This window comes from Myroides indicus (genome assembly GCF_004364575.1).
Taxonomy (GTDB): Bacteria; Bacteroidota; Bacteroidia; order Flavobacteriales; family Flavobacteriaceae; genus Flavobacterium; species Flavobacterium indicum_A.
Map to the genome: position 1 here is coordinate 31,398 of NZ_SOAG01000019.1, position 21,120 is coordinate 52,517.

At 34.5% G+C, this 21,120-nt stretch carries 20 protein-coding genes; 6 read left to right on the forward strand and 14 right to left on the reverse strand.

All coding sequences use genetic code 11. The features are described 5' to 3' along the window. Window positions 1-13: 13 nt before the first annotated feature. The 3 genes from rnc (at window position 14) to pyk (ending at window position 2,785) form a co-directional block, all read left to right on the forward strand. Entirely contained in the window at window positions 14-757 is a 744-nt protein-coding gene (rnc, locus tag C8P70_RS08850; RefSeq protein WP_133712978.1) for a ribonuclease III, read from the forward strand. A gap of 101 nt (window positions 758-858) precedes the next feature. Beyond that, window positions 859-1,350: an IPExxxVDY family protein gene (locus C8P70_RS08855; protein ID WP_133712979.1), complete on the forward strand. Its 492-nt coding sequence runs from the start codon at window positions 859-861 to the stop codon at window positions 1,348-1,350. 4 nt (window positions 1,351-1,354) lie between these two features. Further along, window positions 1,355-2,785 (forward strand): pyruvate kinase, encoded by a 1,431-nt coding sequence (gene pyk / locus C8P70_RS08860; protein ID WP_133712980.1) that lies wholly within the window; start codon window positions 1,355-1,357, stop codon window positions 2,783-2,785. 57 nt (window positions 2,786-2,842) lie between these two features. On the opposite strand, the gene C8P70_RS08865 is transcribed toward pyk, so the two are convergent. After that, entirely contained in the window at window positions 2,843-3,394 is a 552-nt protein-coding gene (locus tag C8P70_RS08865) for a hypothetical protein (protein ID WP_133712981.1), read from the reverse strand. Window positions 3,395-3,434: 40 nt separating this feature from the next. On the opposite strand from C8P70_RS08865, the gene C8P70_RS08870 reads away from it, so the two are divergent. Beyond that, window positions 3,435-5,030, forward strand: coding sequence for a hypothetical protein (locus C8P70_RS08870; protein WP_133712982.1), 1,596 nt, complete (start codon window positions 3,435-3,437; stop codon window positions 5,028-5,030). A 262-nt stretch (window positions 5,031-5,292) separates the two neighbouring features. On the opposite strand, the gene C8P70_RS08875 is transcribed toward C8P70_RS08870, so the two are convergent. The 9 genes from C8P70_RS08875 to dinB all read right to left on the reverse strand — a co-directional run bounded on the left by C8P70_RS08875 (window position 5,293) and on the right by dinB (window position 14,519). Further along, on the reverse strand, window positions 5,293-5,946 hold the full coding sequence (locus C8P70_RS08875) for an HD domain-containing protein (RefSeq protein WP_133712983.1): 654 nt from the start codon (window positions 5,944-5,946) through the stop codon (window positions 5,293-5,295). Window position 5,947: 1 nt separating this feature from the next. Further along, window positions 5,948-6,946 (reverse strand): acyl-ACP desaturase, encoded by a 999-nt coding sequence (locus C8P70_RS08880; protein ID WP_133712984.1) that lies wholly within the window; start codon window positions 6,944-6,946, stop codon window positions 5,948-5,950. Between the two features lie 82 nt (window positions 6,947-7,028). Further along, window positions 7,029-7,760: a lysophospholipid acyltransferase family protein gene (locus tag C8P70_RS08885; RefSeq protein WP_133712985.1), complete on the reverse strand. Its 732-nt coding sequence runs from the start codon at window positions 7,758-7,760 to the stop codon at window positions 7,029-7,031. A gap of 55 nt (window positions 7,761-7,815) precedes the next feature. Then, the gene (locus C8P70_RS08890) at window positions 7,816-8,226 is read right to left on the reverse strand and encodes a BrxA/BrxB family bacilliredoxin (RefSeq protein WP_133712986.1); all 411 of its coding nucleotides are present in this window, start codon (window positions 8,224-8,226) and stop codon (window positions 7,816-7,818) included. A 79-nt stretch (window positions 8,227-8,305) separates the two neighbouring features. Beyond that, the gene (locus C8P70_RS08895; protein WP_208293396.1) at window positions 8,306-9,460 is read right to left on the reverse strand and encodes a PepSY-associated TM helix domain-containing protein; all 1,155 of its coding nucleotides are present in this window, start codon (window positions 9,458-9,460) and stop codon (window positions 8,306-8,308) included. Between the two features lie 62 nt (window positions 9,461-9,522). Then, the gene (locus tag C8P70_RS08900; protein ID WP_133712987.1) at window positions 9,523-11,949 is read right to left on the reverse strand and encodes a TonB-dependent receptor; all 2,427 of its coding nucleotides are present in this window, start codon (window positions 11,947-11,949) and stop codon (window positions 9,523-9,525) included. A 217-nt stretch (window positions 11,950-12,166) separates the two neighbouring features. After that, a complete protein-coding gene (locus C8P70_RS08905) occupies window positions 12,167-12,529 on the reverse strand; it encodes a YraN family protein (RefSeq protein ID WP_133712988.1) in 363 nt (120 codons plus the stop codon). Then, the gene (locus C8P70_RS08910) at window positions 12,513-13,427 is read right to left on the reverse strand and encodes a S66 peptidase family protein (protein ID WP_133713018.1); all 915 of its coding nucleotides are present in this window, start codon (window positions 13,425-13,427) and stop codon (window positions 12,513-12,515) included. Before C8P70_RS08910 ends, C8P70_RS08905 begins: the two co-directional genes overlap by 17 nt. Window positions 13,428-13,448: 21 nt before the next feature. Then, complete coding sequence (dinB, locus tag C8P70_RS08915; protein WP_133712989.1) at window positions 13,449-14,519, reverse strand: DNA polymerase IV; 1,071 nt, start codon at window positions 14,517-14,519, stop codon at window positions 13,449-13,451. Window positions 14,520-14,761: 242 nt separating this feature from the next. Here dinB and C8P70_RS08920 point away from each other — a divergent pair, with 242 nt between their 5' ends. Next, a complete protein-coding gene (locus C8P70_RS08920; protein WP_133712990.1) occupies window positions 14,762-16,627 on the forward strand; it encodes a cation:proton antiporter domain-containing protein in 1,866 nt (621 codons plus the stop codon). 68 nt (window positions 16,628-16,695) lie between these two features. Here the strand turns inward: C8P70_RS08920 and C8P70_RS08925 are convergent, their stop codons facing one another. After that, window positions 16,696-18,762: a recombinase gene (locus C8P70_RS08925; protein ID WP_133712991.1), complete on the reverse strand. Its 2,067-nt coding sequence runs from the start codon at window positions 18,760-18,762 to the stop codon at window positions 16,696-16,698. 75 nt (window positions 18,763-18,837) lie between these two features. Between C8P70_RS08925 and C8P70_RS08930 the strand changes: the two genes are divergently transcribed. Continuing rightward, window positions 18,838-19,305: a CYTH domain-containing protein gene (locus C8P70_RS08930; RefSeq protein ID WP_133712992.1), complete on the forward strand. Its 468-nt coding sequence runs from the start codon at window positions 18,838-18,840 to the stop codon at window positions 19,303-19,305. A gap of 268 nt (window positions 19,306-19,573) precedes the next feature. Here the strand turns inward: C8P70_RS08930 and C8P70_RS08935 are convergent, their stop codons facing one another. The 3 genes from C8P70_RS08935 to C8P70_RS08945 all read right to left on the reverse strand — a co-directional run bounded on the left by C8P70_RS08935 (window position 19,574) and on the right by C8P70_RS08945 (window position 21,082). Next, window positions 19,574-20,080: a septal ring lytic transglycosylase RlpA family protein gene (locus tag C8P70_RS08935; protein ID WP_133712993.1), complete on the reverse strand. Its 507-nt coding sequence runs from the start codon at window positions 20,078-20,080 to the stop codon at window positions 19,574-19,576. 100 nt (window positions 20,081-20,180) lie between these two features. After that, a complete protein-coding gene (locus tag C8P70_RS08940; RefSeq protein WP_243832693.1) occupies window positions 20,181-20,609 on the reverse strand; it encodes a hypothetical protein in 429 nt (142 codons plus the stop codon). A gap of 155 nt (window positions 20,610-20,764) precedes the next feature. Further along, a complete protein-coding gene (locus C8P70_RS08945) occupies window positions 20,765-21,082 on the reverse strand; it encodes a hypothetical protein (RefSeq protein WP_133712995.1) in 318 nt (105 codons plus the stop codon). Between the last annotated feature and the right edge of the window lie 38 nt (window positions 21,083-21,120).

Below are 21,120 nucleotides of genomic sequence, written 5' to 3' on the forward strand. Positions count from 1 at the left end.
AAGTTATCTCAATATGAGAAGCTTGTTGAATAAATTCATGAAAAATTCCCGTTCTTCTTCAGAAGACGGGAATTTTTGTCGTAAAATATCTCAGATTACCGGTACCAAACCAGCTGACGTATCGTATTACAGAATTGCATTTACACATCGCTCCATGAATTTAACCGATAACAGCGGCAATCCCATCAACTACGAGAGATTAGAGTTTTTAGGAGACGCTATGCTGGGATCTGTTATAGCTTCACATCTCTATATTCAAGTGCCGAACGGCGACGAAGGATACCTTACCAAAATGCGCTCTAAAATTGTCAGCAGAGAAAATCTCAACACTATCGGCAAAAATCTTAATCTGATCTGCAATGTAGAAAGCAAAATGGGCAACCAGCAGTTTGGAGAGAATATTCACGGCAATCTTTTAGAAGCTTTGATAGGAGCTATTTATTTAGACAAGGGCTATCCGGCTTGCGAAAAGTTTATTCATGACAAACTCCTTTCCACAATTTCTGATATTCAAAAACTAGAAACAAAAATAACCAGCTATAAAAGCTTGTTAATCGAATGGTGCCAGAAGTCAAAGCATTCCTTTAAGTTTGACTCTTATGACGAAAACAGTGCTGAGGACATCAAATATTTTGGTGTTCGACTATATATCGACAACAAACTAATAGCAAAAGGCAGGGCTACTTCAAAGAAAAAAGCAGAAGAAAAAGCAGCACAGCGCGCTTATTTTGCCTTACAGGAAAAAATTAAGATTTAATCTTAAAATCACTTTTTTAACAATCTATTAATTTGGATGACAAGTATTTTCAAGGTTATCCGTCATAAATATTGTATATTTGCTCTTAACAAAAACTCAATATGAGTGCACCGACTATATACCTGTTAGATGATTTTGACACAGAAGACTACAAACTTATTGCCTTACACTCTTCCAGAAAAGACGAATACAAAATAGCTTATTTTATCAATGTTGTTTTAAATTTATTCTTGGAGCGAAGAGCGGAAGATATAGCTATTACTATGGATGAAGGTACCGGATCATTTGTACTGTTTGAATACGAAGACTCTGATCACCACGTCCTTTGGCAGCTTATCTCCAATAAAACTTTTCTGCAGCCCAAAAATCAGACAGAATCACTTTTGTTTTCCGGCATAGCCCCGGTTATAACCCGGCAAGGCTATTTATTTCCGGAATTAAAAACAGTTGATTATTTGATAAAAATAGAAAATACCAATCATCAATTTGATATCGCCGCAACTATTGAGAAATTGAATTCGCTAAAGATTATCTCCACTGCTTATGAAATTAAGCCGGAGAAAATAAAATCAAAACAAAACCTAATTTTTTAAAAATATGGTAACACCTAAAAAAACTAAAATTGTAGCAACACTAGGACCGGCATCAAGCACAAGAGATGTGTTGCACAATATGATTAAAGCCGGCGTAAACGTTTTTAGAATAAATTTTTCCCATGCTGATTACAAGGATGTTCAGGAGAAAATAGATATCATCCGGGAGTTAAACAAAGAATACGGATATACTACTTCTATATTAGCTGATTTGCAAGGTCCTAAACTACGCGTAGGAACTATGGCAGAAGATGTAATAGTAAACCCAGGCGACATTATTACTTTTTCAACGAAACAAGAATTCAAAGGAGATGCCAAAAACGTTTATATGAATTATAAACAATTTCCTAAAGATGTTCAGTCCGGAGAACGCATCTTACTGGATGATGGCAAATTAATCTTTGAAGTTGTTGAAACAAACGATATTGATCAAGTTACAGCAAAAGTGATCCAAGGAGGTCCTTTAAAATCTAAAAAGGGCGTAAATCTTCCTATGACTAAGGTCTCTTTACCTGCTTTAACAGAAAAGGATATTAAAGATGCTATTTTTGCCATCAATGCTCAGGTCGACTGGATTGCTTTATCGTTTGTTCGTACAAAGGAAGATCTTATGGATCTTCAAAACCTGATTAAAGAACACTCGGACTACAAAATTCCCATTATTGCTAAAATAGAAAAGCCCGAAGCTGTTAAAAACATTAAAAAAATCATTGCCCATTGCGATGCATTAATGGTTGCCAGAGGAGATTTAGGAGTAGAAATTCCTGCACAAGAAGTCCCTTTGATTCAAAAAGAATTAGTCAATATAGCCAAAAACGCTCGTATTCCAGTAATTATTGCAACTCAGATGATGGAAACTATGATTTCTAGTCTGACACCTACACGGGCAGAAGTAAACGATGTAGCCAACTCCGTTATGGATGGCGCGGATGCTGTAATGTTATCTGGTGAAACTTCTATTGGAAGTCACCCTATTCAGGTAATAGAAAAAATGACTCAGATTATTCAGAGCGTAGAGAACTCACCTTTAATAAGAGTTCCGCAAACTCCTCCCCAAATAAAAACGAATCGTTATATAACTAAAAATATTTGCTATCACGCCGCTCTTATGGCAAATGAGATAGAAGCCAAAGCCATTTGTACTTTAACTAACAGTGGATATACAGCTTTTCAAATTTCGGCATGGAGACCAAACAGCAATATTTTGGTTTTTTCGTCCAATAAACGAATCATTACTCAACTAAACCTGTTATGGGGAGTTCAGGCATTTTATTACGATAAATACGTCAGCACAGATGAGACTATTGAAGATATTAACCGAATGGTAGCAGAAAAAGGATTTGCCCAATCAGGCGATATGGTCATCAACTTAGCCGCAATGCCTATTATTGAAAAAGGAATGGTTAACACTCTTAGAATTTCGGAAGTGAAATAACTTGAAAAATAAAAAAATCCCCGAAAACAAATCGTTTTCGGGGATTTTACTACGAAATTAGAATTTTATAATATTATACTTCAAAGTTGCTCCTAAAGTAAGTGAAGTTCCCCCCTCATTAATATCTATTCCTTGGAAATAACCTATCCCCAAATGACCATTAAACAACAATCTTTTTGTCAAGAATCTATCTATTCCACAATTTATTTCAGTAAGGTTCACTTTTTCAAAATAAGAATCACTCCTGCTCCCAAACGAATATTTGGACTGCAATGATAGATAAATTCTGCCGTTTTCATTATTGACAAAATCCCATTTTAAAGCTCCTTTTATAAAAGGAACAAGTTTTTCATAACCAACATTCACATCAAAGCCTGATCTTCCATTTTCTTTTTCACTTATATTATATCCCAATCCAGTTCCTCCGAAAAGCTCTAAATTAAAATCATTGTATAATTTAACATTAACCGAAGCTTCAAATCCCTGAAAACCAAAATTAATAAACGATTTTGTTTTTTCCTGTGCAACACACATTGTGTTGACACTTATAAAGAGACTTAATAAAACAACAATTTTAAACAAACCCGAATTGTTATGTTTTTTGTCCATATTTTTTAACTATTTTAGCTCCCAAATTTAAATAAAAACCATGAAATTTTTGTTAAAAGTTACTTTTGTCGCCATGCTATTTTTAACAATGAGTTGTCATACAGACAATCTACTTAACGATGCTAAAATGGTACCCTCAGATTCTACGAAAACATTGTTTAATTCAAAATTGAGTATAAGCTACAATAAAGAAAAACAAATGTTTATAGCAAGAGGAAATTCCGCTGATTTTAAAGATTTTATTTATTCAGAAGACACAGAATTAAAAAACAGATTATTTATTGACGCATACAATAAAGGTTTTGAGCCTTTAACAGTATATGGAGAAATTCCAAGTGAATTATTTGATGAATATTCAGACCGATTTGAAGATTCAAAAGAAAAGAAATCATTAGAAATAATGAGTGATCTTAGTTATATATCTGAAGAAGAAATAGAGGAAGAAGGTATCGATATTGACAACAGAACTTTTATACAAGACAATGATTTTGCTTCTGTTCTAAATTATAATGGGCAAATACAATTTAATGATTCTATCTATACATACACCCCAAAAGGATTATTTATTGTAAATGAAAATAAAATCAACCATTTAACAGAGTTTTTAAACAGAAACAGTCAAATAGAAATTGTCGAAGGTTTTAATAGAATAGACAATAACATAGCTTCATTCAAGCCTTTGAGCTCAGACCTACAATTCAAAATCCCTGAAGAAGATTATTCTTTTGCCCCTATAGCTATACATTCAAATAGTAATGATAATTTTGGTTTTCCTTCAAACACAAATAATTTTAGTAATTGTAGCAATCTTAAAAGACCTTGGTTTCCAAATCTATTTGGAAGGTCTTATACATGCGTCCATAAACTATCTAGTACGAATCGAATTAAAACAGTATTTAGAGTACAAAATTTTCTTATATTTAATAACACTGTTTTGAAAACAACGCATCAAAGAGAAAAAGTGCAATATTTAAAAATAAAAATATGGCCATTTAAAATAAAATGGAAGTTATTTAAATATTGGGAAAATGCAAGTGCAGACAAACTCTATACTAAAATAAATCTTGCTTATTTTGAAGTAAAAAGAAGTAATCATTCTATAGCAATTAATGATACTCAGATGAAAGCAATTCTAAAAAAAATTTCTGACTTTGTAGCTACGGATAAATTCAGTTCAAAACCTTATGCTATATATATGATGAATGACGAATATGCATTAAACAATATAGGAACCTATAATCAAAAGCATTATAATATATCTCATAATGATATAGATAATCATAATAATTATAGTACATCAATCTTATATCCTAACAATTATGATAATATTGCAAACGTAAATTTAGGTAATCTAAATCCTCTATCAAACAGCAAAAAGAAAATACTTTTAAACCTATTTGTATTTAATAATAACATAAAATTGAGTACAGACGATCTATTAAAACAAGCAAGTAAAGTTTTTTCAGACTATACAAGCAAAGGATATAACAAAGACGACATTGGAGTGATTATGAATGAAATAAACTTAAAGAATGTTACATCAAACCAAATGGAAGTTACTTCTACTAAAGTATTTTTGTCGGGAGAATCCTTAACTGCGCAACACACTCATAAAGTACAAAAAACTTTAATATAAAGAAAAACATTCATTTTGAGGGAGCTAAATTTGGCATAGTAAAAACTCCTCAAAATACTAAATTAAAAATTAGTATTAATTTTTCAAGCAACAAAGTTTCAGACTATTATATCAATTTTGAAACAGGGGTTTATGTTAATGGAACTTGGGGAGGTATTAAATATGCTATTTCTAAATAAAATTCCTCAAACAAAAATCGGGTAAAGTTTGGAATAAACTCTACCCGATTTTTTATATTAATTCTATATTCTTACGCCAAAAACTATGCTTCTCCTTTCCATTCTGCATAAAACTGCGCTAAAAACCTTTCCATAAACCGATGTCTTTCCATCGCAATTTTTTTTCCGGCTTCTGTATTCATCCTATCTTTTAAAAGTAATAGTTTCTCATAAAAATGATTGATAGTAGTTCCTTTGTGAGCTTTGTACTCTTCTTTACTCATTCCAAAGGATGGCTCTACTGATGGATTGTGGATTGGATTATTTTTATATCCTCCATAATTAAAAGTACGCGCAATTCCGATTGCTCCAATGGCATCTAATCGATCTGCATCCTGTACAATATCTAACTCTTTAGAAGTAAAAGAAATTTCAAAATTCCCTCCTTTAAAAGAAATATTTTCAATCCCCTTTACCACATGTTCAATCGTATTTTCATCATAATCGAGAGATTGTAATAGTTTTTTTGCTATAGCGGGTCCGATAGTTTCATCGCCGTTATGAAATTTACTATCTGCAATATCGTGCAGCAATGCAATCAGTTTTACAACGGTTAAATCTGCTTCTCGCTCAAAAGAAGCAATGTGAAGGGCATTCCGATAAACGCGTTCAATATGAAACCAATCATGTCCTCCTTCTGCATTTTTAAGTTCTTGCTTAACAAATAAAATAACTGATTCTATGCCTTTATCTTTCATTTTATTTTATCAAAGCGGGACGTACCCATTTAAAAATATGCTGTTCTCTTCCTACGGTCATTCTTTCTGCTATACGCGTCATACGTGCAGGTAATTTCATCAGGTAATCTCTTGCTTTTTCTGCTTCATCTGTCAGATTAGTCAAATGAGATATTTCCCATCTATCTATCAATTTCTGCATAATTTCTATGTAATCATGAGAAGTATACACCCCTATCCGTTGTGCAGAATCAGAGAACAATTCAAAAGCTTCTCCCATTTTACCTCCAGATTCACGCAGTAAGTTAGCCGGCATGGTTATTTTGCGCTTCATCATATCCACAAACGCCAAAAGCATTTCACTTGGGTCTACTTTAAAAATTCGATCTACAAACTCCGAATAAGCATGATGATGTCTCATTTCATCTCCAGCTATCAACCGACACATTTTTGACAATCTGTGATCTCCGTATTTCTTTGCCATTTTGGCTACTCTGTTATGAGAAATGTATGTCGCCAATTCCTGAAAACTGGTAAACACAAAGTTTTTATAAGGATCTCGGTCTGTACCCGGATCAAAACCATCGTTAAGCAGATAGTGAGTTGTAATTTCTACTTCTTTCATATCTACTCTGCCTGATAGATAAAGGTACTTATTAAGCAAATCTCCGTGGCGATTTTCTTCTCCTGTCCAATGACGAATCCACTTTGCCCATCCATTCCCGCCTTCTCCTTCGCGCTGATTTACGCCTTCAACATCCATCAGCCAGGATTCATAAGTAGGCAAAGCCTCTTCTGTAATCGTATCCCCCACTAAAACTACCCAAAAATCATAAGGCAATTCTTTAGCGTATTCCCTTAACTCTTTTACTTCTTCTATAAACTCTTCACTCTCTGAATCCGGAAGCAAATCTGACGGCTGCCAAATCTTTTCTACCGGAATTAAGTAGCTATCAACAAATGTGTCTATATTTTTTTCTAAGAAGCGCATAACTTCTAATCGAACATTTTGTATTGACATATCTTCATGGTTTGCGCCTGACAACTACATCTGCTATTTTGGTTTAGTAGGTTTGTTGGAGTAGCAGCGGCTAGTTAATAATTTATTTAATTTTTGATTTGATTAACTCCTCTGTTTTATGCATCAGTGTTTCAAAATCAAATTCTTTTACCTGTATAGGCTTATGTGCGTAGATATTTATTCTAGCACCTAATCCGAAAGGAAACTTTCCAAAGCGAAACATCTTCCAAGAATTATTAATCGTTAGCGGAACAATATAAGCATCAGGGGCAAACTTACAAAGCATTTTAATTCCGTTTTCTGAAAACCGCTTTAGTTTTCCATCTCTGCTTCTGGTCCCTTCCGGAAAAATAACAGCCGAACGATTGTATTTTGTTATGTATTGTCCTAATCCTCTTATTGCAGTCAGTGCCTGTTTCGCATCTTTTCGATCAATAAGTACCGAACCTCCGTGTTTTAAATTATAAGAAACGCTCGGAATCCCCTTCCCCAACTCTTGTTTGCTAACGAATTTAGGATGATATTTTTTAAAAAACCAGATTATTATTGGTATATCAAACATACTCTGATGGTTGGAAACAAAAATAACAGGTTTATTCAAAGGAATTTCTTCTTCTATCTTTACGCTATAGGTTGTTCCTAAAATCCCTGTACATAACATAATCCACCACACCATCCAATCCACCACTTTTTTGTGTTCCTGATAGCCGAATAAATTAAAAGCCAGCCATTGCAATACGTGGAAAACCAGTAAAACAATCAACAAACAGATTGTAAAAAGAACAGAAAGCGGGTAAGATATTATTTTTTGCATTCCCTTTAGTTAAAAGGCAAATATAAAAAAAACCACCCTAAAGGTGGCATCTTTTTTAGCAATGTTCTTTAAAAGCGTCCATTAAGTTTTCTGCTATCAGTTCTGCCGGATTTCCTTCGATGTGATGTCGTTCCAACATGTGAACCAATTCTCCGTTTTTAAACAATGCCATAGAAGGAGAAGAAGGCGGAAACGGGAACATATGTTCTCTTGCTGTATCTACAGCTTCTCTATCCACGCCTGCAAAAACAGTAACAATATGATTTGGTTTTTTATCTCCTTGTAAACTCATGATTGCTCCCGGACGAGCATTGCGAGCTGCACATCCGCATACAGAATTAACTACCACTAAGGTTGTTCCTTCTTCTGCCAAAGCACTTTCTACTTCTTGTGAGGTATGTAATTCTTTAAATCCTGCATCAGCTAATTCCTGACGCATTGGTTTTACTATTTCTTCTGGATACATAATATTAAATACAATTGGGTTATAACTACAAAGTTACATATTTTCTCGGAGATAAAAATTTTAGACTGATAAAGAAATGTTATTGTTTGGAACGGACTGGTTTTTTCTTTTTCTTCATTTTGTTGAGCCAGATAAAAATTCCCGTTATCGGCAGACTTGTTGCGATCAGGCAAACCACAAAATAAATTATTTTTGAAAAAACTCCGTAAATATCGCCAAAATGTAATGCCCGAATAGAATATGCCAATTTTTCACCAAATTTTTTATCGGCAAAGATTTCTTTTTTAATAACTTCTCCGGAATATTGATCTATAAAAACTCTGTCATAAACCGTTTCGTTGAACCTTGATTTTTCGTTTTTGCCAATCTCAAAACTTCCTTTGGCATCTTTTGGAAAAACGATTGTCATTGTTCTGAAAGGGAATGGCAGTTCCTTATTGGCTATTGTAATTACCTCTGATAAATCGAGTGTTTTTCCGGCATCCGTTGAAGATTCCGGTTTAGCTTCTCCTCTTCCTCCAAAAACTTTAGCTCCCAATACTGTACTCAGACTATCTCTGTACCAGTCAAACGACCAACATAATCCGGTCAGTGACATAATAATGATAATTAGCAAAGAATAAAATCCTAAGGTATTGTGCAAATCGTGATTAATGCGCTTCCAGTTTGCTTTAAACTTGATTTTAAATCCCGGTTTGATACTTTTCCAGCCTTTTATTTTTTTGGGAAACCAAAGTACTAACCCCGATACAGATAGTATCACAAATATTATAGTTGCGATTCCCACAATAGGGCGACCTATGTTCATATCTAAAAGCAACCATCTGTGCAGTTTAAAGATGGTCATAAAAAACTCGTGAGCAGGTCCGTTTCCTTGTCCTATTACTTGATTTGTATAGGGGTTCACATATAAGGTCTCTCCTCTTTTTCCTTTTTCTGAATTAATTGAAAAAACAACCGGCTTGCTTTTATTTTCTGAAATAGAAACTCGCTGAACTTTTCCGGTATAGTTTTCCTCTAACACAGTCAACATCTCTTTGACAGAATATTGATTGATTCCGGTATTTTCTACTTTAAATTTATCAGGCTCGATAAAAGCTTCTATTTCGTTTTTAAAAGTATAAATTGTTCCTGTTAAACAAACGACAAAAAGCACCAGCGCACTGGCAATCCCCAACCACAAATGGAGATCGTTCATTAATTTTCGAAAAGTGTATCTTTTTTTTGTTTTCATACTTTTTAAACAAAAAAGCACGTTCTATCCGAAATAAAACGTGCTTTTGAAATATTCTTTTATCAGAATTTATAAGTTAACTGAGCCGCAAAATTTCTCGGAGCTATTTCATTGATGTATCCTCCTCGGTAATAAGAAGTATATCCTAATTCATTAAACATATTGTTAACAAACAAACTTAAGGTAGCATTTTTATAAGTATAAGCCGCTTGTGCGTTAACTGTTGTATAACTTGGCATATCAAATGGTCTTGTATTAACAAAAGATCCGTGTCCGTCTGCTGTTCTGGCATATTCGTTAACTGGTCTTTTTCCTACATAATAAACTCCCGCACTTAAAGATAATCCGCTTAATGAACCTTCTGTAAACTTGTAATTTACCCAACCATTTGCTGTATGTTCAGGAGCATTCATTGGTGCAGACCCATCTACGTAATTTGGGCTGTCCTGATATCTCGCATATAGATTTGCATACCCCAATATTACTTCTAAATTATTTGTAATTTTTCCGTTAACTTCTAACTCAAAGCCATTTCTTTTTAAGCTTCCCACTTTTGCGTAGGTATTGGTTGGCGTATTGTTTGCGTCTAATACTTCAGCCAGCAAATTACCCTGATTTACAAAAAAATAAGTGAAGTTAACTCCTAAATGATCGTTATACCAGTTTGATTTAAATCCAAACTCTACTTGTTTTGTATCTTGCGGTCCCGCAAATCCGCCATCAGCCATTTTTGAATTTGACTGTCTAAGGTTACTTGTAGTTGTATAGGAAACAAACGTACTAATATTTTCTTGTGGTTTAAAAATTAATCCTACCATTGGGTTCCATCTGTAAACGGCTGCATTTTCAACAGAGTTTCCGTTTAATCTGCTATAGCGAAGTCCTAACATGGCACCAAATTTATCACCTAACTGGATATAATCCTGAGCCATAAAACCTACTGTAGGAGTCATTGTACGGTTAGTTTCTATATCGGCATAGATGATATCGTCCGGCAAAGTGTTGTCAATCGCCTCCAATACATTTATATCATTTGTATAATTAACAAGCTTTGGATTTCCATTTTCATCGGTTCCCCATACTTGCCCTGTAGAATTTCCAGAAATTACTTTACTTTGTCTGTAATCAAATCCTACCTGAAAAGTATGTTTTAAAATACCGGTAAAGATATCTTTTCCTACTAAGTCTGCCTGAAAAACAGAATTGTAATCTCCTTTTTCGCTCTTCGAAACAGTTCTTCTTATATTTTGGAAATCTTTCCAGTTTTCTATACTTGTTTTTCTTTTAACGGTAGAAACACTGGTTGCTCTTCCGTGATCTTTGTAAATAGAAGCTGCGTAAGAAGTTCTAAAACTTAATTTATCTGTCAGCTGTCTTTCAAATCTCGCTACGTAGTTTTGAGTTTTAACATTTACATTGTCTCCTTTAAATCCCAAAAATTTATTGTGCGGCATTTTATATAGTGCTTCTACATAATCCGGAGCCAGATTTACAGTTCCTCTATCCGGAGTATTATCGCCGTTTAAATAATCCATCTCAACTGACAACTTGGTTTTATCATCAATTTTCCAGGTTAACGATGGATTGATATAAAAATGTTCGTTATTTACATAAGTACGCCATCCGTCATTTCGTTCATAGGCACCATTAAAACGAAAAGAGATACTTTCTTTTTTATCTAAAACCTGCTCAAAATCAACAGTTGGTCTTACTTGTCCATAACTTCCTACTCTAAAACCAATTTCGCGGCTGTTTCTAAAATTAGGCGTTTTGGTAACCAGGTTAATTACTCCTCCGGCCGAACCTAATCCGTTTCCAATTCCTTGCAATATGGCAGCTGATCCTTTAATTACCTCAACGCTTTCAACTCCTTGCATATCCGAAATTCCGGATGCGGTTCTAAAATCCGAATCCATTCCCACTCCATTTCGCAAAACCGGTGTCCCTCTAAAACCCCGCATAGACATACTTTCTTTTACTCCTCCATAACTGGCAAACTGCGTTACTCCCGCTACGTTGCGCGCAGCATCTGTTATTGTTAAAGCACCTTGCTCTTTAATAACGTGTTCCGGCACAATACTGATTGACTGTACCTGATCCTGGATTCCTAAAGGCAGACGCGTCAAATTTTGAAGTTGTTTTGTGTTTTTATTACTTCTTCCATAAATAGTAATGTTTTCTAACTGGCTATCCGTAACCAATACAAAATTTACTATTTCCTCCTTTTTGGCAATATTTACTTCTCGCACAGATGATGCATATCCTACAAGCATTGCTTTTAGTGAATGTTTTCCTGTAGAAACATCTTTTAACAGATACTCTCCATTGTCATTTGTTTGGGCTACAATTCCTGAATTTTCAATAAAAACAGAAGCATAAGAAACAGGTTTATTGCTCTCATCAACAACTCTTCCTTTCACGGTTGTTGTTTGCGCAATACTTACCACAACTCCGCTAAGAGTAAACAGAAGGGTATTTAGTATTTTCATCTTATATATGTTATTTAGAACTATTTTAATTTGCGCAAATGTAAAATGATTCTAAATAAGGAGCAAACTTTATTAAGACTTTTTTAAAACAACAAATTCTTCAACGACCATTATACTCTAAAACAATTAACATTTAATAAAAGACTAATCAATAATTTTATATTAAAAAAACAAAGTTTATATATTCGATTATTTTTTGATGAATTATAAATAATTTTTAAAAATGATAAAATGCGTTTTCTAAATGCTCAAATACTTCAATAGCATCTCCTTTTTGATGAATTCCTAATACATCAAAGCGAATTTCTTCCGTTCTTTTATATTGTTCTGTGTAAGCATTTGCTGCCAAAATCATCAGATTTATCTTTTTTCTGGTAATAAACTCTTGGGGTAAGCCAAAATCCAGTGTGCTACGCGTTTTTACTTCGACAAAAACCAAGGTGTTTTCGTCCATCGCAATAATATCTATTTCTGCTTTTTCATATCGCCAGTTGCGTTTAAGTATAAAGTATCCTTTTTCTTTTAGGTATTCAACTGCCAGTTGTTCGCCTCTTTTTCCTAAATCATAATGCTCTGCCATGCTCTTCAAATTTTAAGACAGACTCTTGTGGATTGGTTTCCAAAACTATCTTTCGCCCTAAAATAAGCGCATTATTTTCTGCTCCGTGTCCTGAAGGAAAATCAAAAACAACCGGGTATATTTTGTCTGATACTGCAGATAGTATAATCTCATGAGCTTTCTGACCAAAAGGAATTTCATTGTCATGCATATCAGTCATTCCGCCGACTATCATTCCTCTAAGATTATCTAAAACTCCATTGCGCTTTAAATTGTACATCATTCTGTCTAAATGGTACAAATATTCGTCCAAATCTTCAATAAACAAAATTTTATCATTTGTATCTATTGCAGACGGAGATCCTAATAAACTATACAAAATAGAAAGATTACCGCCCACCAGCTCTCCCTGTGCATTTCCATATTTATTTAGCTCGCAGGATTTTATTTTATACTCCAGCCTTCCGTTAAATAGTGCATGATATAGAGTATCTTTAGCTTTTTCCGTTGCTTTTGGAACACTAAATGCCATTATGCCGTGAATAGTTTCGATGCCTAGCTTGTGGATATGGCTATGTAAAACCGTAACATCGCTAAAGCCAATAATCCATTTAGGACTTTTTGTCAACAAACCAAAATCAATTTGATCAATAATCCGAACTGTACCATAACCACCTCGAGCACACCATATTGCCTTTATTTCAGGATTAGCCAATTGTTTATTAAAATCGTTAACTCTATCTTCATCAGTACCTCCCAGCTGAAAATTATCCTTCCCTATAGTCTCGCCTAAAACAACCTGTAATCCCCATGATTCCATCAATTGGATGGCCGGCTGCGCTTCTTCTTTACTAAATTTTCGGGCTGTGCAGACAATAGCTATTTTATCTCCTTTTTTTAGATAGGGTGGTTTTATCATCATTTAATTTATTAAAAAACATTAAAAATCAAATCTAAGCTGAACGGCAATAGGCTTTTTCTTTTGGTCAGAGTTCAGGTTTGAAACAGAAACGCCTATCAAGCGAACCGATTCTTTTAATTTTGACTGAAAAAGCAGGTTTCGGGCAATATCCAATAGCAATTCTTTATCCGATAGGTAATACGGAACAGTATGGCTTCTGGTCTGTTGTACAAAATCAGAGTATTTAATCTTTAAAGTTATCGTTTTGCCTGCCACATTTTGTTTTTTCAACCGAAAACTTAAATCTTCTACAATATACTCCAGCTTTTCAAGAATAAAAATCTCGGAAGATAAATTTTCTTCAAATGTGCGTTCCGTTCCAATGGATTTGATGGTTCTGTTTGGGCGGACAGGTGAATTATGAATTCCTCGAACAATATGGTAATAATCTAAACCTGATCTTCCAAAGTGCTTTTCCAAAAAATCCTGAGACTTGCTTTTTAAGTCACTTCCAGTAAAGATACCCAAGTGATACATTTTATCTGCCGTTTTCTTTCCTATTCCAAAGAATTTTTTAATCTCCAGGCTTTCCAAAAAAGGCAAAATTTCTGCAGGTTTAATTGTTTTTTGTCCGTTGGGTTTATTAAAATCACTGGCTATTTTCGCCAGAAACTTATTGATTGAAATACCTGCCGAGGCTGTGAGTTGCGTCTGATTCCATATTTTGTTGCGAATTTCTTCAGCAATTAATGTTGCACTAGGGTTTCCCATCTTATTTTGAGTAACGTCTAAAAAAGCTTCATCCAAAGACAAAGGCTCCACGTAATCAGTATATTCATAAAAAATAGTCCTGATTTGCTGGGATATTTCTTTATAGCGCTGAAACCTTGGTTTAACAAAAATCAGTTCGGGACAATTCTTTCTTGCCAATACTCCGCTCATCGCACTTCTTACTCCAAATTTCCGAGCCTCATAACTCGCCGCTGCAACTACTCCGCGATCACCTCCACCTCCAACAGCAATGGGTTTTCCTTTTAATTCCGGAAAATCAAGCTGTTCTACAGAAGCATAAAAAGCATCCATGTCAATATGTATAATTTTTCGGATCATTTAACAGAATAGTTACTGTACAAAAGTAGTTCAAAAATCAATTATTAATTCTGCAAACAATCTGTATTTTTTGTCTTAAAACATTTTTCTCAATTATCTTTTCATAACTTTGTAAAGTTGAAAAGAAAACTGACCTGAAATTAGAAGTTAATGGCAGAACATTTGTTTTCAATATATTATCCTTAAATTTTCGCCTACTATAATTCGATGTGTACCACTAAATAAAAAACAATGAACCAAAAATGAATGAGTTTTTAACCCAAGCCTTTGTATTTTTATTTGCTGCTGTTATCTGTGTACTTATTTCCAAAAAAATGGGGATGGGATCTGTTTTGGGGTATCTATTTGCCGGCGTATTAATAGGTCCGTTTGTTTTTAAATTTGTCGGAAATGACGGAGCAGATATCATGCATGCCACAGAATTTGGCGTGGTTATGATGTTGTTTTTAGTCGGACTAGAATTAGACCCGAAAGAATTTTGGAAAATAAAAAATGAGATTATAAAATTAGGAACAGCACAGGGAGCAGGTACTATAGGTCTTGTAACCTTAATTGCTTATTTTTTCTTGCATTTGCCAATAGGAACGGCTTTAACAATAGGATTTGTTGTTACCATGTCCTCTACTGCCATTATTTTACAAACCATTTCAGAACGGGGATTGAACAAATCCAATGCAGGGAAATCGAGTTTTGCCGTACTTTTATTTCAAGATATCATGGTCATCCCGATTATGGCTATCATTCCTTTATTGGCAGTTGGAAATAAAACAGCGATTGCAACAACTCATAATAGTTGGCTGGACGGCGCACCGGTGTTTATGAAAACGCTAGCTATATTAGGAGCCATATCTATAATATATCTGGTTGGAAATCACATCATAAACCCTCTTTTCCGCTCAGTTGGCAGATTAAAAATCAGAGAGATTTACACTGCTTCAGCACTTCTTCTCGTTATAGGGGTATCTTTATTAATGCAGCAGGTAGGTTTAAGTCCGGCTCTCGGCGCTTTTATTGCCGGAGTTGTTTTGGCAAATAATCCATACAAACATCAGCTGGAAAGCGACATTGAACCTTTTAAGGCTCTTTTGCTGGGCATATTTTTTATTGCGGTAGGTTCTACAATTAATTTTCAAATCATCGTAAACAAACCTCTCGTAATTTTAGGACTGTTGATTGGAAGTATGGCATTGAAAGCAATTGTCCTTTTGGCAATCGGAAAATGGAAAAAATTCCCAAAAGATCAATCTTTTTTATTTGCGATTTTACTATCTCAAATAGGAGAATTTGCCTTTGTAATTTTAGCATTGGGAAAAACCGTTAATCTTATCAATCAGGAATGGTATGACTATTTACTTGCCACAACGGCTCTATCTATGGTTGTCACGCCTATTTTGCTTTTATTAAACGAAAAATGGATTGCTCCTTATTTGGGGTTGGTTCCTTCTGCCAAAGTACCTCAGCCCTATGATGATTTATCCAATATCAGTCCCGAAAAGAAAGTTATTATCGCTGGTTTCGGAGATTTTGGAACTACCATCGGACGATTGCTCCAGGCAAACGATATTCCAACACTGGTTTTGGACAACGATGCCGAACGGGTTGATCACTTACGGAAATTGGGTTTTAATGTTTATTATGGCGACGCTACTTCGATCAATATTCTTAAGTCTATCGGAGTGGAAAACGCTCACTATGTTATTGCTGCTATAGATCCTCCTGAAGCAAATCATCAGCTGGTGGAAACATTGCGCAAAAATTTTCCGAACGTGGAAATAATAGTACGTGCAAAAAACAGGAAAAAAGCCTATGAATACTTGCAAGACGGCTTAACCGAGGTATATAGAGAAACTTTTTTCTCTGCGGTTTATGTAGGAGGTGTCATGCTCGAAAAACTGGGATTCAGCCACGAGGAGGCTCAAGAACAAAGTGAATTGTTTATCAAAAGCGACAGAGCTTCCCTGCGAAAATTAGCTCGCAATATTCACAATTTAGAAGATTACATCAATATATCCAAACTCGAATTTGCCGAACAAGCCAATATTCTAAAAGACAGCCTCAAACACAAAAGAGAAAAGCAAAGCGAAGCAAACAACGACAGTACAAAATGATAATCATATCTGATTCACTCTGATGCGGGTAAATCTTTGTTGAAATCCTTTGATATATATTTGTGAGTTTATTTTTCCTCGTTCTTTTCGACAACTATGCTGCTTGGAGTAGGAAGGAAAAACTCCATCGGAAAACTTCTGAAGTATCTCCACGTTGCTTTAATCAATTCCAATGTTTCTTTAAGAGGAATATTTCTTGATCGGAATGCCAAAAGCAGAGACAAGCTAAAGCTTACCATAAAATTCATAAAACCTACAAGTCCCAGTCCGATAACTGCCCATACAAGCATTGCTGTAGGTGCATTAAAGCCTGAACCATACCAGCCTAACGCTATGTTTCCGCTGACAAATGTAATATGCCGTATATCAATACCCAAACCTAAAAAAGTACCGATTGTTCCGCAAGTTCCCATAAAAACACCAAACCAAACGTTAGACATTATTCCCGGCCACTTATTTTCTACCCAGCCTGCCAGTTTCTTTGTTTTTTCAGCGCCCAGATTGTGTTTTAGCCACGGGTGCTCCTGAATGCGGTAATATACCTGATTGTGCTTATTTCGATTGGAAATATTACCTGAAATAATCCCGGATAAAAACAAAAATACTCCTGCTATTCCTGCATGAAACAAGGCTCTTGATTCGATAGGATCTGCATCAATCAGCATAGTTTGCCAGGTATGCGCATCTCCTGCAATATTAACGCCAAAAGCCATATCAATTAACCAGATAAGTATAAGGGCTATCGGAAAAGCTAAAATGACATTCCCTATAAAAGCAATAAACTGCGAACGAAACAAGCGAGCAAATAGCTTGGCAAACCCCATGTGTTTTTCTCCACTTTCTATATGCTTTTTTCTTCCATCTTCAATCGCCTTTATAATAGTTGCCGCTGTCATTGCAGGCTGTTTGGTAGCCAGCGTAAAACCAAGCAAATAAATTAAAACAAATCCAAAGGAATAATTTAAGCTATACAAAAAGGCATGCCCGAAAGCACTGGTATCTGCATTGTGGGCAAATATTTTAAAAATACACAAAAAACCCACCACAATTCCCGCTCCCATAGCCGATTTTAGCATATGCCAGTATTCGCTTGCAGTACTGGTAATGTAATGTTCTCCGGTTTTGGCAGTATGTTGTGTTATTTCATATGAAATGGATTGGGTACTTTCTTTAACCAACTGGGTTACGTTATATTTATAGCAATTGTACTCTATAAGCTGCAAAGCAAGATCTTTGGTATTCTTTAATGCTGCTTCTTTTTCTTCATCATTTAAAACAAGCAGCGAAATTAATTCGTCTGTTCGCTGCAATTGCTGTCTTAAACGCAATAGTCCCTGATTGACTTTTATGGAAATACCAAATTTTGAGCTATTTTTAAATGCCTGACTTACAAAATCTAAACACTGTTTATGTAAGACTTTTATTTGTTTGTAATTGATATCGTCAGGCGTTAAAAACTTTATTTCCCCTTTACGAATGCTTTGCTCTACTGCAACAACTTCATTTTCCAATGCCAAAAACGGGCTCTCCAGATGTGAGTATTCAGGAACCATTCTAATAATCGAACTTTCCATAGCTCTTCCGCTCATCCGCTGTGTAATAAGCCCGATAGAATTCATTAATTCACTTAAAACACTTCCTTCTTTATTTTCTTCAAAAATATCTTGTACATTAAGCTCCTTCAAAAGTTCTAAAATCTGTTCTTCAGGTATTAAGGACACCCACTGTATATCTGTATGTTTGAAAAAAACCTGATTTAATATATACTCATAAGTATCTTTAGGCGGCTGATAAGGTAATACTTTTGCCCAAAGCCGTTTTTTAACCTCGTATAAAAAGTCGGAATCCTGTAAAATACCCGCATCAGATACCATTCGGCTAAAACGTCGATCAAGCATCAGCGTTTTTAAATATTCCAATAATGCAAAGCATTCAGTCTCATGCGTTTTTAAATATATTATAAGTGGCTCAATAGAAATTCTATTAATTTTGTCAACATTTTTCGGTCTGAAAATATGAACTAAATCTACCAGGAAAGAGAGGTCATCATTAACATAAATCTTATCATCGACCAAATATTTCCTAAACAGCTCTTCAATTCCTTGCGGAGATTTCAGTATGTTTTTTAATTTCATATCAAGCAATTATTTTTTTATTATTGTTCAAAAATACCTTATTTTGACATACAAACACAGTTTATTAAAAAAACAATGATTGAAATTGAAAGAAAATTTTTAGTTAGTTCACATGCATTTGTTGAAGAATCGCATTGCAGTAATGAAATTTCACAAGGTTATTTAAACTCCAATCCTGACCGAACCGTCAGGATAAGAATCCGAGATAAGCAAGCCTTTATTACTATTAAAGGCAAGAGCAATATTTCGGGTACTTCCCGATTTGAATGGGAAAAAGAAATTGATTATATTGAAGGTATGCAATTACTCAACTTGTGTGAGGATTTCGTAATCTCTAAAACAAGATATTTAATTAAAAAACAAAATCATATTTTTGAGGTTGACATTTTCCACGGTGATAATAAAGGGTTAATCCTTGCGGAAATAGAACTTACTTCAGATGATGAAATTTTTGAAAAACCAGAATGGCTTGGAGAAGAGGTTACCGGCAAAAACCAATATTACAATTCATATATCTCGAAATTTCCCTATAAGAAATGGTAAAATTATTATTTAAAATATAATAAGATTCGACTTATACTCGGCAGTCTATTTTATGATCAACTATTTTTAATTGTGTTTGCGAAAAACAATCCTTTTTAATCTTTTTCAATCATACTACAAGTTACTGGATATGTGGCATTCATCCTCATATTGATGATTTTTTCTACAATCAATTCAAATATTGTTAAATCTTGTACACTTCGCTTGTGCTTAACTCAACAAGAAAAGAACCAAAAAAAACAATACAATGCCAACTTTTATCAATCTTTTAATTTTCACTAACCAGTAATTTTTCTATTTTAACTTCTAAAACTCCTCTTTGGTGGTTATCTGTAAGCTCAAAAAAAGCTTTCTTGGAAAGATCCACGCTTCTGCCCTTGGTAAAAGGTCCGCGGTCTGTCACGGTTAAAACAACGAAGCGTTGATTTTTAAGGTTGGTAACCTTTATTTTTGTACCAAACGGCAATGTTTTATGAGCGGCGGTATATTTTGAATTATCAAAAATTTCACCACTTGCCGTCTTGCGTCCGGTAAATTTATCGTGGTAATAGGAAGCTTTGGTTTGTTCGTTTACAACTTCATATTCTCCTTCGTATTCTGTATTTTCAATGTCTGACACAATCAAATTATCATCTAATGTTAACAAGGTATCTGCACCAACTGCTAACAGATTTTTTGAAACCTCATCGCCTTTCATATACATTTGTTTAAGTTCTGAAAAACTAGATAAAGTTATGATTAAAAATACACCAAAAATATATTGTAGAATCTTCATCCAGCTGTATTTAGCAAATGTGGTTAGTCACACAAAAAATATACCAAAAAAAGTGCTCCTCTAAAGAAGGAGCACTTTTTATTTATCTATAACTAAACTTTTAAGCAAAAAGACTTGGTATCCAAACCTTCCAAGGAATACGGGATAATATCAAAACTAATCCTAAAGTATAGAATATAGCAAAAGTCTTGAATTTTTTAGCATCTCCTTCCGCTTTTTTGTGTTTAGACCATCCTATAGTGATTAAAACAATAGCAATAATATTAATTAAAGGATGTTCTAATGCATATAATCTCAAAGTTGAGTCTTTCATTGCTACTCCAAAGCTCTGAACCATTGGGGAAACAAAATACAAAATCAATCCCAGCAATAACTGGATATGACTAAAAATCAAGGCAAATAATCCTAACTTCCGGTCTTTGTCTGTGAATTGCTTTTTAGAACTCTTGCCCATAAAAGCATTGATTACAACGATTATCAGGAATATTATAACCAGATAAGCGATACCCGAGTGTGCGTGTTTAAGCATAGCGTAAATATTGATGTTATTAGTTTATAAGCAAATATACTTAAAACTATTTATTGACAAAGCTTATGGTGATGTTTTTAGTCCTGTTGATATGGCATAAAAAAAGCAGTTTTCTCAAACCGCTCTTACTTACTAATCTGAATTTATAATTAATATTATTTGTTTTTTGTGGTTACTTCTATTATCCCGTTTGTGCCGGATTCACCGTATTTTTCTACGGCTTTTTCACCTGTTATAATTTGCATGTGTCCCAAATCTTCAGGTTTTACCTTTTCAAACTCATCCCAAGAAGTTTTTTTTCCGTCTACAAACAAGGCTTTTCCCGACGTACTAACAGGTGGATAATGAGAAACTATTGCCCAAGTCGAACTTTTACCTTTGGTTTTAAAAGTGTCCTTTCCGTTCTCATTGTAAGTTATTTCCATGACTTTGTCATCTGAGATCATTTCTAGGGAACCATCGGCTTTTCTCACAATTGTACCAGTTTCTGACTTTCTATTTTCATTCCATT

Excerpts from the sequence above, each read along its gene's own strand:
- rnc (WP_133712978.1), top strand. The coding sequence starts at position 14 with ATGAGAAGCTTGTTGAATAAATTCATGAAAAATTCCCGTTCTTCTTCA.
- C8P70_RS08910 (WP_133713018.1), bottom strand. The coding sequence starts at position 13,427 with ATGATAAAACCACCCTATCTAAAAAAAGGAGATAAAATAGCTATTGTC.
- C8P70_RS08925 (WP_133712991.1), bottom strand. The coding sequence starts at position 18,762 with ATGAAATTAAAAAACATACTGAAATCTCCGCAAGGAATTGAAGAGCTG.
- dinB (WP_133712989.1), bottom strand. The coding sequence starts at position 14,519 with ATGATCCGAAAAATTATACATATTGACATGGATGCTTTTTATGCTTCT.
- C8P70_RS08895 (WP_208293396.1), bottom strand. The coding sequence starts at position 9,460 with ATGAAAACAAAAAAAAGATACACTTTTCGAAAATTAATGAACGATCTC.
- C8P70_RS08900 (WP_133712987.1), bottom strand. The coding sequence starts at position 11,949 with ATGAAAATACTAAATACCCTTCTGTTTACTCTTAGCGGAGTTGTGGTA.
- C8P70_RS08935 (WP_133712993.1), bottom strand. The coding sequence starts at position 20,080 with ATGAAGATTCTACAATATATTTTTGGTGTATTTTTAATCATAACTTTA.
- C8P70_RS08890 (WP_133712986.1), bottom strand. The coding sequence starts at position 8,226 with ATGTATCCAGAAGAAATAGTAAAACCAATGCGTCAGGAATTAGCTGAT.
- C8P70_RS08855 (WP_133712979.1), top strand. The coding sequence starts at position 859 with ATGAGTGCACCGACTATATACCTGTTAGATGATTTTGACACAGAAGAC.
- C8P70_RS08920 (WP_133712990.1), top strand. The coding sequence starts at position 14,762 with ATGAATGAGTTTTTAACCCAAGCCTTTGTATTTTTATTTGCTGCTGTT.
- C8P70_RS08880 (WP_133712984.1), bottom strand. The coding sequence starts at position 6,946 with ATGTCAATACAAAATGTTCGATTAGAAGTTATGCGCTTCTTAGAAAAA.
- C8P70_RS08905 (WP_133712988.1), bottom strand. The coding sequence starts at position 12,529 with ATGGCAGAGCATTATGATTTAGGAAAAAGAGGCGAACAACTGGCAGTT.
- C8P70_RS08885 (WP_133712985.1), bottom strand. The coding sequence starts at position 7,760 with ATGCAAAAAATAATATCTTACCCGCTTTCTGTTCTTTTTACAATCTGT.
- C8P70_RS08865 (WP_133712981.1), bottom strand. The coding sequence starts at position 3,394 with ATGGACAAAAAACATAACAATTCGGGTTTGTTTAAAATTGTTGTTTTA.
- C8P70_RS08940 (WP_243832693.1), bottom strand. The coding sequence starts at position 20,609 with ATGCTTAAACACGCACACTCGGGTATCGCTTATCTGGTTATAATATTC.
- C8P70_RS08930 (WP_133712992.1), top strand. The coding sequence starts at position 18,838 with ATGATTGAAATTGAAAGAAAATTTTTAGTTAGTTCACATGCATTTGTT.
- C8P70_RS08875 (WP_133712983.1), bottom strand. The coding sequence starts at position 5,946 with ATGAAAGATAAAGGCATAGAATCAGTTATTTTATTTGTTAAGCAAGAA.
- pyk (WP_133712980.1), top strand. The coding sequence starts at position 1,355 with ATGGTAACACCTAAAAAAACTAAAATTGTAGCAACACTAGGACCGGCA.
- C8P70_RS08870 (WP_133712982.1), top strand. The coding sequence starts at position 3,435 with ATGAAATTTTTGTTAAAAGTTACTTTTGTCGCCATGCTATTTTTAACA.